The organism is Micromonospora sp. DT68, from assembly GCF_049847245.1.
Taxonomy (GTDB): Bacteria; Actinomycetota; Actinomycetes; order Mycobacteriales; family Micromonosporaceae; genus Micromonospora; species Micromonospora profundi.
The window spans coordinates 25,609-38,426 of record NZ_JBNCNZ010000026.1 but is presented as its reverse complement, the minus strand read 5'-3'; the positions used below and the strand labels follow the sequence as shown (position 1 = coordinate 38,426).

At 72.6% G+C, this 12,818-nt stretch carries 9 protein-coding genes and 1 pseudogene; 5 read left to right on the top strand and 5 right to left on the bottom strand.

Annotated features, from left to right (window positions below; all coding sequences use genetic code 11):
• Positions 1 to 12: 12 nt before the first annotated feature.
• A pseudogene (locus ACPXB1_RS28935) lies at positions 13 to 873 on the bottom strand (DMT family transporter); the annotation flags it as partial.
• Positions 874 to 958: 85 nt separating this feature from the next.
• Between ACPXB1_RS28935 and ACPXB1_RS28930 the strand changes: the two are divergent.
• Positions 959 to 1,912 (top strand): LysR family transcriptional regulator, encoded by a 954-nt coding sequence (locus ACPXB1_RS28930; protein WP_053661215.1) that lies wholly within the window; start codon positions 959 to 961, stop codon positions 1,910 to 1,912.
• 5 nt (positions 1,913 to 1,917) lie between these two features.
• Here the strand turns inward: ACPXB1_RS28930 and ACPXB1_RS28925 are convergent, their stop codons facing one another.
• Genes ACPXB1_RS28925 through ACPXB1_RS28915 form a run of 3 tightly spaced genes read right to left on the bottom strand, consistent with a single transcriptional unit; the run spans position 1,918 to position 4,773 of the window.
• Positions 1,918 to 2,748, bottom strand: a complete 831-nt coding sequence (locus ACPXB1_RS28925) for an SDR family NAD(P)-dependent oxidoreductase (protein WP_355628400.1) — start codon at positions 2,746 to 2,748, stop codon at positions 1,918 to 1,920.
• Complete coding sequence (locus ACPXB1_RS28920; RefSeq protein WP_355628403.1) at positions 2,745 to 4,070, bottom strand: flavin-containing monooxygenase; 1,326 nt, start codon at positions 4,068 to 4,070, stop codon at positions 2,745 to 2,747. The genes ACPXB1_RS28925 and ACPXB1_RS28920 overlap by 4 nt, the downstream gene beginning before the upstream one ends.
• A gap of 55 nt (positions 4,071 to 4,125) precedes the next feature.
• Complete coding sequence (locus ACPXB1_RS28915; protein ID WP_355594567.1) at positions 4,126 to 4,773, bottom strand: TetR/AcrR family transcriptional regulator; 648 nt, start codon at positions 4,771 to 4,773, stop codon at positions 4,126 to 4,128.
• 57 nt (positions 4,774 to 4,830) lie between these two features.
• On the opposite strand from ACPXB1_RS28915, the gene ACPXB1_RS28910 reads away from it, so the two are divergent.
• The 3 genes from ACPXB1_RS28910 (at position 4,831) to ACPXB1_RS28900 (ending at position 7,951) form a co-directional block, all read left to right on the top strand.
• Positions 4,831 to 6,186, top strand: a complete 1,356-nt coding sequence (locus ACPXB1_RS28910; protein WP_355594569.1) for an MFS transporter — start codon at positions 4,831 to 4,833, stop codon at positions 6,184 to 6,186.
• 35 nt (positions 6,187 to 6,221) lie between these two features.
• Entirely contained in the window at positions 6,222 to 7,379 is a 1,158-nt protein-coding gene (locus tag ACPXB1_RS28905) for a hypothetical protein (RefSeq protein WP_355594571.1), read from the top strand.
• Positions 7,380 to 7,609: 230 nt separating this feature from the next.
• Positions 7,610 to 7,951 carry an RNA polymerase-binding protein RbpA gene (locus ACPXB1_RS28900; protein ID WP_007460094.1) on the top strand — a complete coding sequence of 114 codons (342 nt, stop codon included), beginning with the start codon at positions 7,610 to 7,612 and terminating at the stop codon, positions 7,949 to 7,951.
• A 130-nt stretch (positions 7,952 to 8,081) separates the two neighbouring features.
• Here ACPXB1_RS28900 and ACPXB1_RS28895 read toward each other — a convergent pair whose 3' ends face one another.
• Positions 8,082 to 11,189 (bottom strand): M14 family zinc carboxypeptidase, encoded by a 3,108-nt coding sequence (locus tag ACPXB1_RS28895; RefSeq protein WP_425736053.1) that lies wholly within the window; start codon positions 11,187 to 11,189, stop codon positions 8,082 to 8,084.
• A 211-nt stretch (positions 11,190 to 11,400) separates the two neighbouring features.
• Here ACPXB1_RS28895 and ACPXB1_RS28890 point away from each other — a divergent pair, with 211 nt between their 5' ends.
• The gene (locus ACPXB1_RS28890; protein WP_355627938.1) at positions 11,401 to 12,744 is read left to right on the top strand and encodes a hypothetical protein; all 1,344 of its coding nucleotides are present in this window, start codon (positions 11,401 to 11,403) and stop codon (positions 12,742 to 12,744) included.
• Positions 12,745 to 12,818: the final 74 nt, after the last annotated feature.

The following is a 12,818-nucleotide window of genomic DNA, read 5'->3' as shown; positions in this document are numbered from 1 at the left end:
GAGGACCACCACGGAGGACAGCACCACCGCGCCGCCGACGAGCTGCATCGGAGTCAGGGACTCGCCGAGGACGAGCGCTGCCAGGGCGGCGGTGACGACGGGCTCGAAGGTGGACAGGATGGCGGCGGTCGACGGGCCGGTGCGCTTGAGCCCGGCGAAGAAGCTCAGCATCGCCGCAACTGTGGAGACCACGGCGATGCAGGCCAGCCAGAACCATCCCGCCACCTCGAAGCCGAGGTCGACGCCACCGGTGACCAGGGCGCGGACGCCGAGAGTGCCTGCCGCGCCGGTCATCACCAGGGCAGACAGCACCACGGGCGCCAGCCGTCGTACGACGGTGTCGGCGACGAGGATGTAGACGGTGTAGGTGATCGCGGAGGCGAAGGCCAGCAGCGCCCCGAGCAGGTGGAAGCTCACGGCGCCGGCCCCGAGCAGGACCAGCAGTGTTCCACCGGAGGCAGCCGCCAGCGCGGCGCCACGCGCTGGTGTGAGCCGGTCCCGGCCGAGCGCCACCGCCACCACGGTGACCATGACCGGGTAGGTGTAGAGGATCAGTGCCAGCAGCGAGGCGTCCATCAGTTGCAACGCGGAGAAGAACAGGCTCGCCTGCGTGGCGTACCCGATGGCGCCCAGACCGACGGCGATGGCCAGCATGCGGGAGCGCGTCATCGTCGGCTGACCGGCCGCCGCGCCGCCGGGAGGGCCGGACGTGGCGCGGCGCAGTTCCGGTCGTGCCAGCAGGGCGATTCCGAGCAGGACGGCGGCCAGGGTGAAGCGGACCAGCAGCAGCGACCCGGGTGGCACGCCCGCGTCGTAGGCGAGCTTGCCGAAGATCGCCATCGCGCCGAAACAGGCTGCGGACACAAGACACATCGCGGCACCCATGCGGCCAAGGATCTCGGACGTGACCGATCAGGTCTAGCGATGATTTCCGGAGGTGAATCGTTAGGATTACCGCATGATCGAGTTGGGTCTCCGGCGGTTGCGCTTCCTGCGGGAGTTCGAGGAGCGAGGCACCCTGGCGGCGGTCGCCGCGGCCCTGGGCTACAGCCCGTCCACCGTCTCGCAGCAACTGGCCCTGCTGGAGAAGGAGGTCGGCGCCCGCCTGTTCGACAAGGCCGGACGGGGCGTACGGCTCACCGACGCCGGGCACCTTCTCGCCCAGCACGCGCGGGTGCTGCTGTCGGCGGCCGAGGCGGCAGAAGCCGACCTTGCCGCCCTCAGCGGGGAGATCCGGGGCACCGTGCGGGCCGGCGGCCTCCAGTCGGCGGCACGCCGTCTCCTCGTCCCGGCGGTGGCCCGCATCAGGGCCGAGCACCCGCAGGTCCGCGTGGAGGTCTTCGAGCTGGAGTTGGAACAGTCCCTGCCAGGGCTACGCCTGGGCGCTGTCGATCTCGTCGTCGGCGACGAGTACGACAGTCATCCCCGCCCCCGCCCGGCCGGACTCCGCTTCACCCTCCTGCTCGAAGAGCGCCTGAAACTCGTGCTGCCCGCGACGCATCCCCTCGCCCAGTCCGGCGGACCCGTCGCGGTGGCCGACCTGCGATCGGACATCTGGGCCGCCTCCGCCGAGGGCACCGGTCACCATGCCATGGTCGTGGGCACCTGCCGCGGGCTCGGCGGTTACGAGCCCGACCTGCGGCACCGTTGCAGCGACGCGGACGTTCAACTCGAACTCGTCCGTGTGGCTGCCGCCGTTGCCCTGATGCCTGCCTTGACAGTGCCCGACAACGACCCCGCGCTCGCGGTCCGGGACGTCGCCGAGGCCACCCTCAAACGACGGCTGTTCGCCGCCACCCGGGACACCCCGCCGGCTCCCGCACTCACTGCCCTCCTGGCAGCCGTGACGGACCAGGCACACAGGATCGGGGCTCAGCCCGCGCAGACCGCTGCGGGAAGCGCCGCGCGCTGAGCGCGTCAGCTGTCGGGCTCGCGGTGGCGACGGAGCATCCCGGCGGCCAGCGGCGCGGCGTCCAGGTCACCGGCGGCGAGCCGGGCCGCGAGGGTACGCCGTACCAGCCGGTCGGCCAGCGCGGGCGCGTGCCGGCCGACCGCCATCTCCAGCCGGCCGCGTCTCGTGGTCGCCACGTCCCGGGGTGCCCGTCGGGCGATGGCGGTACGCAGGATCGCCGCGACGACACCCTCGACGGGCTCCGGTCGGGACACCCCCTGCAGGGACAGGCCGGCCTCGGCGGTGCTGTCGTGGATCGGTGAGGCCACCATGCTCGGGTAGACGACGCTCACGCCGACGTGGCTGCCGACCTCGTGGCGCAGCGCGTCGGCGTACGCGACGAGGGCCCGTTTGCTGACCCCGTACGCGGCGGCCAGCGGCAACGGCAGCACCGCCATCCGGCTGGCCACGAAGATCACCCGCCCGCGGACGGCGATCAGTGGGGGCAGCGCCGCGGCGGTGGTCCGCCACGCGGCGAGCAGGTTGACCTCCAGTTGCTGGCGGACCACCTCGTCGGGCGGCAGTTCGGCGGGGGCGGGTCCACCCACCCCGGCGTTGTTGATCAGCAGGTCGAGGCCGCCGAGCAGGTCCACCGCGGCCCGTACGGCCGCAGGCACGGCGTCCGGGTCGGTCAGGTCGCAGCCGAGCACCGGCGCGTCGTCGTCGGCGCGCGCGTGCAGGTCGAGCCCGACGATCCGGGCGCCGGCTGCGGTCAGCGCGGCGCCGAGGTGGCGGCCGAAGGTCCCGTTCGCCCCGGTGACGAGCACCCGCCGTCCGGCCAGCGAGCGGCCCGTCACCGCCCCGCTCCCGAGGCGGCTCGGCGGGCCCCGGAGGTCAGCTCACGGGTCAGCTCGGCCAGGTACGCGTCGAAGTCGACACGCATGGCCGGGCGACGCTGACCCCAGCGGGCGGTCGCGGCGCGCAGTTCGGCCCGGCAGGCGGCGAGTTGCCGCTGCGGATCGGGCAGCGCGTACCGGCCGGCCAGGTGCGCGGCGATCAGCTTGGCCTGCGCCTCGACAAGGGGGAACGCGGAGCCGGTGGACTGCATCAGGCCGACGAACGTCAGGCCGGGAGCCTCGGGGTGGAACACGTGTCGGTACAGCGGCAGGGTGTCGGCGCCAGCCCCGAGCAGCGCCGGGTCGAGGAACGGGATCTGCACCCGGTAGCCGGTGCACCAGATGATCAGGTCGACGTGGTCGCTGCGTCCGTCGGTGAACTCGACCCGGTCGCCGTGCAGGGCGGCGACGCCGGGCCGGGCCTCGACGTCGCCGTGGGTAAGCCGGGACAGCAGCCCGTCGGAGAGCGTCGGGTGGTCCTGGAGGAAGCCGTGGGTGGGCGCGGGCAGCCCGTAGCGGGAGGGACTGCCGACGGTCGCGGTGAGCATGGTCTGGCTGATGCGTTGGCGCAGTCGCCACGGCAGGCGGCGGGCCAGCGCGCCGTTGAGGGTGTCCGAGGGGCGACCCAGCAGGTACTTGGGCACCACCCAGACGCCCCGGCGCAGCGACAGCAGGGTGCGCTGCGCGGCGTACGAGGCGTCGACAGCGATGTCCATCGCCGAGTTGCCGCCGCCGACGACCAGGACCCGTTTGCCGGCCAACTGTTCGGGGCCGCGGTAGTCGTGGCTGTGCATCTGCTCGGCGGTGCACTCACCGGGGTACGGCGGGTCGGGCAGTCGGGGCACCCGGTTGTGGCCGTTGGCGACGACAACCGCCTCGACGGTGACCTGCACCGGCCCGTCCGGTCCGCTCGCTGTCACCGTCCACGTGCCGGCGGGGTCGCGGCTGACCTGCTCGACGGTGTGCCGCAGGCGGATGCTGTCGCGCAGCCCGAAACGGTCGGCGTAGTCGCCCAGGTAGCCGGCGATCCGGCGGTGGTCGGGGTAGTCGGGCCAGTCTGCGGGCATCGGGTGGTCGGCGAACTCGGTGCGGCCACGGCTGGTGTTCAGGTGCAGCGTGCGGTACGCGGGCGAGTCGGGCGCCCCGTACACCCAGAGGCCGCCGACCTGGTCGGTGGCCTCGAAACACACGGTGGGCACGGCGGCGTCGCGTAGCGCCTTGACCGCGGCGAGGCCGGCCGCGCCGGCGCCGATGACCGCGACCCTCGGTGGTGGTGCCTGCATCGCTGCCCCCATTAATCCAACGTCCGATGGATAATCGTCGGACGGGAGCGGCCCGTCAAGAGGGTGGCGGCCCGTACAGGCCGTCCAGGAGACGGTGCACGAACGCCCGGAACTCGCGCCGCTCCCTGGCGCCCGGGGCGCCGGCGGCCAGCGCCACCACGTGTCCGTGGGTGGCCCACACCAGGCTGCGCACCGTGACGTGCGGGGTCGGCTCGGTCAGCGCGCCGGCCGCCGCCGCGGCGGTCAGCAGCTCCGCCACCAACCGGTACAGCGGCTCGGCGTAGCGCTGGTCCAGTTCGGCGTGCCGCTGCGGTTCCAGCCAGCGGCGCAGCCACAGCGCTGTGGTCTCCGGGTGGTCCTCAAGGAAGTCGACGAACACGTCGACCAGATCGTGCAGCGCCCGCCGCGCCGCGTCCGGCCCCGCGTCCAGGGCGACGCGCGCCCGCTGCGCGGCCTCGGTGAGCACGGCCCGCTCGGCGCTGAACACCCGGGCGAAGCAGGCGTCGTACAGTGCGGCCTTCGTACCCGTGTGGTGCGCGACGGTGGCGACGTCCACGCCGGCGGCGGCGGCGACGTCCCGGAGCCCGACGGCGTCGAAGCCGCGCTCGGCGAACAGCGCGGTGGCGGCGGTGAGCACCACCTCGCGGGTCGGTCGGGTCTCCTCGCGTCGGGGCCGACCCGGACGGCGTCGGGGCATGGTCATGGGCGCCATTCTGCCCCTAGAATCCAGCAACCGTTGGATTGCGGAGAGGAAACGGCCATGACCGGGCTCGACCGGCGGCCCGCGGCCGCCACCGACGCGACGCTGCCCCGCGGCCCCCTGACGGGCTTCGCGGTCGGGTCGCTCGGCATGGGTGTCTGGGTGACAGTGCCCGGCCTGCTGCTGCTCTACTTCCTCACCGACGTGCTGGCCGTCGCACCCTGGCTCGCCGGCCTGGCCTTGCTGCTGCCGAAGATCGCCGACGTGCTGCTGCACCCGTGGATCGGTCACCGCGCCGACGTCGAGCAGACCCGCCGGGGCGACAGGCGTCGACTCCTGCTGGTCGGCTGCGCCCTGCCTGTCGCGTTCGCCGCGCTCTTCGCGGTGCCCGAAGGCCTGACCGGCGCGTCGGCCGCCGCCTGGGTGGCGGTGCTCTTCGTCGCCGGCAACCTGCTGTTCGCCGCCTACCAGGTGCCCTACCTGGCCACCCCGGCCGACCTGCGGATCGGCTACCACGAGCGCACCCGGCTGATGGCGTTCCGGATGGTCGTGCTGACCCTGGGCATCCTGGTCTCCGGTCTGCTGGCCCCGCTGCTCACCGGCGGTGACGCCGCGACCCGCGCCGGCTACCAGCGGATGGGTGTGATCCTCGCGGTCGGGATGCTGATCGCGATGCTCGTCGGCGTCGCCGGCATCGCCCGCCTGCGCGGCTCTGCGGCGACCCCCACCCCGGCCGGTCACGGCGGGTGGCGGGCACTGCGCACGGCGCTGCGCGACAGGCAGTTCCGCTGGCTGGTCGCCGCCTACCTGGCCATGTCCACCACCACCCACCTGGTGCTGGCCGGAGTGCCCTACTACGCCGAGTACGAGCTTCGCGCGCCCGGCCTCACGACGGTGCTGGTGGCCGCGTTCGTCGCGCCGGCGCTGCTTGTCACGCCGGCCTGGCTGGTGCTGGCCCGCCGTATCGGCAAACAGCGGGCGCTGCTGGGCGCGCAGGGCGCGTTCGCGGCCGGCTCGCTGGTGCTGGCGGTGGGCCGCCCGGCCGGCCTGCCACTGCTCATCGGCGCGGTGGCGGTGCTCGGGGTGGCGTTCGCCGGCATGCAGTTGCTGCCGTTCTCGATGCTGCCCGACGTGATCCGCGCCGCCACCACAAACACCACCGGCGCCGGCACCTACACAGGGGTGTGGACGGCCACCGAGGCCACCGGGGCGGCGCTGGGCCCGTACGCGTACGCGCTGTGCCTGGCCGTGGGTGGTTTCGTGGCCTCGACGGCCGGCGAGTCGCCGGTGCAGCCGGACACGGCGCTCGCGGCGGTCCGCTACGGCTTCGGGCTGCTGCCGGCGGTGGCGATGCTCGCCGCGTTGTTGCTGCAACGCCGCTACACCCTGGACTCGACGGCCCGGGCCGCGACCTGACCCCGTCGGCGGCCCGGCACTAGACTGCCACCTCGATGGACGCCGAGCCCACCCCCACCGACACCCGCCCGTGCGCCCACTGTGGACGGCCGGTGCCGCAGCGCGTCGGCGCGGGTCGCCCCTTCCGCTACTGCCGGGACAACGACGGCGCGTGCCAGCGCGCCTCCCGCAACAGCCGGATGCGACACCGCAACGCCCCCGGCCTGCCCGGGCAGGTGGCCCGCACGTGGGAGGCGGTGGACCGGCTCGACCAGATCGTCGAGACGTTGACCGAGGCGTTGCACGCCGAGTTGTCCCCGCTGGGTGTGCAACGGCAACTCGCCCAGGCGCGCGCCGACGCCGCCACCGAGATCGCCGCCGCCCAGACCGAACGCGACGAGGCCCGCGACGACGCCGAGAACGCGGCGGCCGACGCCGCACGCGCCCGGGAGCAGGCCCGCACCGCCCTCGCCGAGGCCGACGACGCCCGGCAACGCGCCGAGCAGGCAGCACGGCGGGCAACCGCCGCCGACGAGCGCGCGCAGCACGCCGAGGCCGCCCGCGACGCGGCACGACACGACGCCAGCGCCGCCGAGGCGCTGCGTGTCCAGGCCGAACACGACAGGGACCAGGCCCGCGCCGAGGCGCGGGACCTGCGGGCGCACCGCGACGCCGAGCGGCAGCGCGTTGCCGACCTGACCGTCGAACGCGACGGGTTGCGCGCCGACCTCGAGCGGACCACCCGGGCCGCCGCCGACGCGACCGAGCGGGCCGGCCGGTGGCAGAGCGAGGTGCAGGACGTCCGCCGCCAGATCGACCAGGCCCGCGCCGACGCCGCCCGGACCCGTGCCGAGGCCGCCGACGCGGCCCGCGCCCGCGAGCAGGCCGACCGGGCCCGCGACCGCGCCCAGGTCGCCGCCCGCGCGGCCGACGACGCCCGGCAGGAGGCTGCGGAACTCGCCGCCCAGCTCCGCGCGGAGCTTGCCGCCACGGCCGCGCACCGTGACTCCCTCGCCGTCGAGCTGACCGCCGCCCGGCAGGTCGCGGCCACCGCCGAGGGCCGGCTCACCGCCCTGTCGGTACGCCTCGACGCCGCCGAATCCGACCGTGACCTGGCCCAGCGGCGGGTGGCGCAGCTCGGTGACCAGGTCAGCGACCTGGCCGTGGCGCTGGCCCGCCTCGGCGCCGCCGCCCCCGACGAGGCCACCCGCTGAACCGCCGGTGGCTGCCCGGCGCAACCTTCACCGCGCCTCGGCGGTTAACATCCCCGGTGGCAGCCATCACCCGCCGCCGCCGGAACACGGCCGGGCAGGTGTCCGGCCAAGCCAGCTACCCTTGGTTCCGGCCCACCCGTGGACGCATGGTGCCCTCGGGCGGGAATGGGGCGACGGGAACCCACCGTTACACCCGGAAGACCAGCACCACGAACGAGGGGAAGTCGATCATGGGCGAGCGTATGCTGCGCGGAAGCCGGCTAGGCGCGGTCAGCTACGAATCCGACCGCAACACGGAGCTCGCGCCGCGTCAGACCCGCGAGTACCTGTGTGCCAAGGGCCACCAGTTCGAGGTGCCGTTCGCCGTCGACGCCGAGGTCCCGACGACCTGGGAGTGCAAGTTCGACGGCAGCGTCGCCCGACTCGTCGACGGCAACGAGCCGGAGCAGAAGAAGGCCAAGCCGCCGCGTACCCACTGGGACATGCTGCTGGAGCGGCGCTCGATCGCCGAGCTCGAGGACATCCTCGCCGAACGGCTCCAGGAAGTTCGCACCCGCCGCGGCCGCGCCTGAGCAAGCCGCACCACACGCGTCGGCGCCCCCGGGGAATCCCCCCGGGGCCCCCCCCGGGCGGGGCCCCCCCCCCGCCCACCCGACTAGGGTGCCCCGCGGCGCGGGGCCCGGGCGCCCCACCTCGACGCCGTCAGTGGCGGGGTCGGCCGGTCAGGTGGGTCAGCGAGCGGGCGACCAGGTCGTCGCGGGCCGCGGGCGACAGTCCTTCCAGCCCGAAGCCCAGGTAGACGGTGTCGGCGGTGACCACCACCGAGCCCTCCTCGAACGCCTGCTGGCTGCGCGACCAGTCGTTGGGGTTGCCCGCGGAGCCTGCCGGTGCACCGGCCACCGTCCAGCCTCCCAGGTCAGCGGACTCGAACGACGTCTCCGCGACCGTGGAACCGTTGACGATCACCCGAGCGTCGTCCACGAAGACGCCGAGGCCCTGGGTGGCCCAGTCCGAGACGTACGAGATCGACACCTCGACCTGCTTGCCGGCGTACGCGGACAGGTCGACGACGAACTCCTTCCAGCCGCCCGAGGAGCCGGTCGCCGCGTTCCAGCTGCCCGTGCTGCCTGTCGAGGAGCAGTCCGCGCCCTGGTAGTGGGCGAGGAACGGGTGCAGCTGCTCCACCCAACCCGAGGCGCAGCTCTCCCCGGTGGCCGTGCTGGTCTTGCCGTTGGCGTCCGGCAGGGTCGTCCAGCCGTCACTGCCCACCTCATGCGCCTCGACGATGAGGAAGTCCCAGTTCTGCTCGATCTCGTACGACGTGAAGAAGCGCAGCTCGCCGCTCGTCGCCCCGGTCAGGTCGACAGTGCGGGAGAGCCGCTTGTACGACTCGTCGGACTGGCCGCTGTGCAGGTACCACTCACCGGTACGCGGGTCGAACGGCGCGCCGCCCGGCCTGGTCCAGCCCACCGGCGCGGAGCTGGCGAACTGGGGGAACTGGTCCGGCGGCAGGAAACTCGACGTGGTCAGGAACGAGGCGGTGTGCGCCTGGTTCTGCGCCGACCCGGGAGCGTTGAGCTGCCCGGTGAACCCGGTGAACGCCGCACTGTTGCCGGCGACCGGGTACGGGTCACCCTCCGGCGACGTGCCGCCGTCGCTGACGTAGGTGTGCGCGCCCAGCCAATACTGCTGGAAGTCGTTCAACAGTGGCAGGCACGTGGGGTCCTCGGCGTCGGTGCACTCCGGCGGCGCGTCCGGGCGGTACACGTACGACCCGTTGGCGCCCTGCGCGTACAGCGCGTACTGCCCGCTGACCAGCAGCTTGCCGCCCTCGTTGAGGTAGTCCCGGACGGCCAGCTCGGTGTCCAGCGCGGCCTTGGCCGCCGTGCCGGGCACCTGACCGGCGGAGCGCGGGATCACGTCGTCGCCGGTCTCCCAGACCACCGTCTTGTAGTGCGACAGCACGCCGAGCGGATGCGGCGCCGTCCGCCCCTGCGCGTCGAAGTCGTACACGTCACTGCTGCGCCCGGCGGCGGTCAGGGACGCCGCGATCTCGTCGGCGTACTTCGCCGTGGTGCCCGTCTGCGTCGGGCTGAGCCCCGTGACGTCCTCCATTGCGAGGACCAGCACGTCGCCGCCGATGTCGCCGTGCACCCGGTAGGTGAAGTGTTCGCTGGACACCACTCCGGCCCGCTGCTTGACCCCGGTGAACCAGACCTCCACCCGGTCGCCCGGCTTCGCCCCGGTGACAGTGCCGCGCAGCTCGGCGTAGTAGGCGTCGTGGGTGTCGCCGTACCGCTCACCACCACGCCACTCGCGGACCGCCGTGGTCTTCGGCCGGCCGCCGTTGACGACGTAGTGCATCCGTACGTTCTTCAGCGCCCGGCGGGTGATCGCGGCGACCTGCTGAGTGCGCCCGTACGAGGTGTCGAACGCGTCCACCACGAAGTCCGGGGTGGTGCGGCCCACTACCGACACCGGGTCGTCCGGGTCCGCCGCGGAGCGCGCCACCGACAGCGCGAACGGCAGGTTCTTGCTCACCTCACCGGCGATCAGCTTCTCGTCGTCGGGGAAGATGAAGCCACTGACGCAGTCCTCCGGGCGCCACTGGTCGTCCGGGTCGACGGCCGCGGCTGCCTCACATGTCGACATCTCCGGGGTGAAGCCCAACGTGCCGTACTTGACTGTGGCGTGGCTGTCGGTGTCACCGTTCGTGGTGTACAGCTCGGCGGAGATGTCCGGGTCGTAGCCCGGTACGGCCGGGTTCGCGTCGTCGCCGGCCATCGCCTCGTAGATCACGTCGTCCGGGGTGGGGGTGCTCACCTGCCAACCGACGCCGTAGAGCAGCAGTTGGGCGGCCGAGTGGTAGTTGACGAAGAACTCGAAGCCGACCCGACGGAAGAGCCTGTCCAGGGCTACGGTCTCCGGCTCCGAGTTCGGCTTGGGGCCGCGGTACGTCTCGCTGCTCGGCTCCGGCGACGAGCCCTCGTTGTCGTACCCCCACTTGTAGGCGAAGTTGCGGTTCAGGTCGACACCGTCACCGGAGGTGATCTGCCCGTCGCCGTTGTTGTCACGCAGGTTCTTGCGCCACAGCCGGTTGCCGGGGGTGAACGTGAAGTCGTAGCCGTCCGGGTTGGCCACCGGCAGGAACCACAACTCGGTGGTGTCCAGCAGACGGGTGATCTCCCGGTCGGTGCCGTAGCGATCCAGCACGTGGTGCATCAGCCGGCGGGTCATTTCCGGCGTGATCCACTCCCGGGCGTGCTGGGCGCCGGCGTAGAGCACCGCCGGTCGCTTGCCGTCCGGGACGGTCCGCGCGTTCTTTGTGACCTTCATTGCGAGGATCGGCTGACCCTGATGGGTGCGGCCGATCGTCTCCACCTTCGTGAGCTTCGGGTGACGGGCGGCTGTCGCGTTCAGCTCGTCCCGGATGCCGCCGGGCTCCCCGTAGGGGCGAAACGACGTCCAGCCGGCGGCGGCCTGCTCCCGCAGCGCCTGCGAGGCCTCCCTGCCGCGGACCTTCTTCACCGACAGCGGGACACCCTTGTCGGTCAGCCGCTTCGCCTGCCGTCGGCTGAGGACCGTCTCGACAGTGGTGCGACCGGCCGAGTCCGTCTTCGCGTCGTGGCCGAGGTCCACCCCCGCCGCGCGTAGCTGGTCGCGTTGCTTAGCGTCGACAGTGCCGACGTACACCTCCAGGCCGTCGCGGGCGCCCGGGTCGGACGGTGGCCGCGCGCTCGCCGGTGGGGCCAACGCCAGTGCGCCGAGCAGGGTGACCACGCCGGCGATAGCCAGTCGTCTCGGTCTCATCGCGCCTCCTTGGGTGAAGGACCTGTAGGCGCGAGCCTTCCGGTGCGAACTGATCAATGTCAATCGGTCGATGGGAGCGCGCTGGCTGGCCGTGTCGGCACGGCCTTTCGCGGTGACGGATGGGCGCCGTAGGTGCCATCGAGGCGTGTCCCGGCGTCGGGCATGTCGTTGCTCACTAGGTAGACGACAGCGAGGCGGAGGTCCCTGCACGATGACGGCCCGTGTGGGACCTCTGGTCAGCCGTACACCTCTGGCAGGCTCCCTCGTCGAGGCCGCGGCACATCGAGGCGCCCGGCACCGCGCGGTGTCCGGCAGCCGTCGGCCGGGGCGGCTCCTGCCGCGGATCTTCCGGTGCTACCCGGTCAGCCTCGTCGTCCTCGCGCCGTTCCTGCTCCTCATCATTCCCACCGCCGTGCTGTACCAGAACCCGGAGCTCGGGTTCATTCTGCGCCTGGTGGGGCTCGCGCTGCTCGGCAGCGTGCTTGTGGAGACAGCCGCCCTGATCTTCGGTCGGCCCGACCACCAGTGGCGACGTGGCCTTGAGCGCGCCAACGCGCAGTATCCGAGGATCTACGGCGTCGCCCGTGTGGTCGCGGTGGTCAGCGCGCTGGCCAGCCTGCTGGGGGCGTACGTCGGCAGGGGAACGATCGTCGCGCAGGTGTCCGGCGATTTGCCCGACTCCAGCCTCGCCCCGATCACGGCGCTGGTGTCCGGCTGGAACGCGTTCGCCTGTGCGTTGTTGATCGCCAGCCACCTCGGTGGCCATATCTCCATCCGGAAGCTTTACGGATGGCTCGCTCTGCTCACGGCGGCCGAGGTCGTCCTGGCCGCGATGACCGCCCTCTCGGCGCCCCTGATGGGCTTCATCTCGTTCGTCGCTGCCGCCGGCGTCATCTGCGGAGTGATCCGGGTCCGATATCTCGTGGTCACAGCCGCACTGCTGTTCCTCGTCTGGCCGGCCATGTTCGAAATCCGTAACGCGATCCGTACCGATCACGGGGTCGCCGTGTCGGACCAGGTGACAGCGGGGGACCGGGCGCGCCTGGATCTGCAACTGGCACCTCTCGCGGACATCAGCGTCCCGGTCGACCTGTCCCGGCCCGGCCTCGCGGATTACCTCAGGTACGGCGTTCTGCCCCGAGTCGTCGACCCGGACCGGCCGGCCCTCTCCACCGGCCAGGCAATCAACCAGTACCTGGGTGGCGGCCCCACGTCGGCGTACACGTTCCTGTCGATCGGGAACATCTACCTCTTTGAAGGCCCGACGGGGGTGGTCGTCTTCCACGGCGTCTGGGCCGCGGTGGTCGGGTTCCTGCTGCGCTGGCGGGGCGCACCAGGCCCCTTCCGGCTCAGCATCCTGTGCCTCATCCTGACGAACCCGCTGCTGTGGTCGAGTACGTACCCGGACTCGATGATCAGCCTGGTCCAGCACACGGTGTCGGTGCTGCCGGTGTTCTACATCCTGGTGACGACCCGACGCCGGCCGCCGACCGTCGACGCTCGACGCCTCGCCGGCCCTCGGGAGTACGAGTTCCCGGTCCGAGCCATCCGGTGATGGCCGGCGCTCATCCGCGGAGTCGCGCGCACCGATGGGGCTCCGCGCTCACCCGTCTCGTCAGGAGCCGAGCG

What these genes read in the sequence shown, in the direction of transcription:
- ACPXB1_RS28930 (WP_053661215.1), top strand. Translation starts at nt 959, where the DNA reads ATGATCGAGTTGGGTCTCCGGCGGTTGCGCTTCCTGCGGGAGTTCGAG.
- ACPXB1_RS28920 (WP_355628403.1), bottom strand. Translation starts at nt 4,070, where the DNA reads ATGCAGGCACCACCACCGAGGGTCGCGGTCATCGGCGCCGGCGCGGCC.
- ACPXB1_RS28915 (WP_355594567.1), bottom strand. Translation starts at nt 4,773, where the DNA reads ATGACCATGCCCCGACGCCGTCCGGGTCGGCCCCGACGCGAGGAGACC.
- ACPXB1_RS28910 (WP_355594569.1), top strand. Translation starts at nt 4,831, where the DNA reads ATGACCGGGCTCGACCGGCGGCCCGCGGCCGCCACCGACGCGACGCTG.
- ACPXB1_RS28905 (WP_355594571.1), top strand. Translation starts at nt 6,222, where the DNA reads ATGGACGCCGAGCCCACCCCCACCGACACCCGCCCGTGCGCCCACTGT.
- ACPXB1_RS28900 (WP_007460094.1), top strand. Translation starts at nt 7,610, where the DNA reads ATGGGCGAGCGTATGCTGCGCGGAAGCCGGCTAGGCGCGGTCAGCTAC.
- ACPXB1_RS28895 (WP_425736053.1), bottom strand. Translation starts at nt 11,189, where the DNA reads ATGAGACCGAGACGACTGGCTATCGCCGGCGTGGTCACCCTGCTCGGC.
- ACPXB1_RS28890 (WP_355627938.1), top strand. Translation starts at nt 11,401, where the DNA reads ATGACGGCCCGTGTGGGACCTCTGGTCAGCCGTACACCTCTGGCAGGC.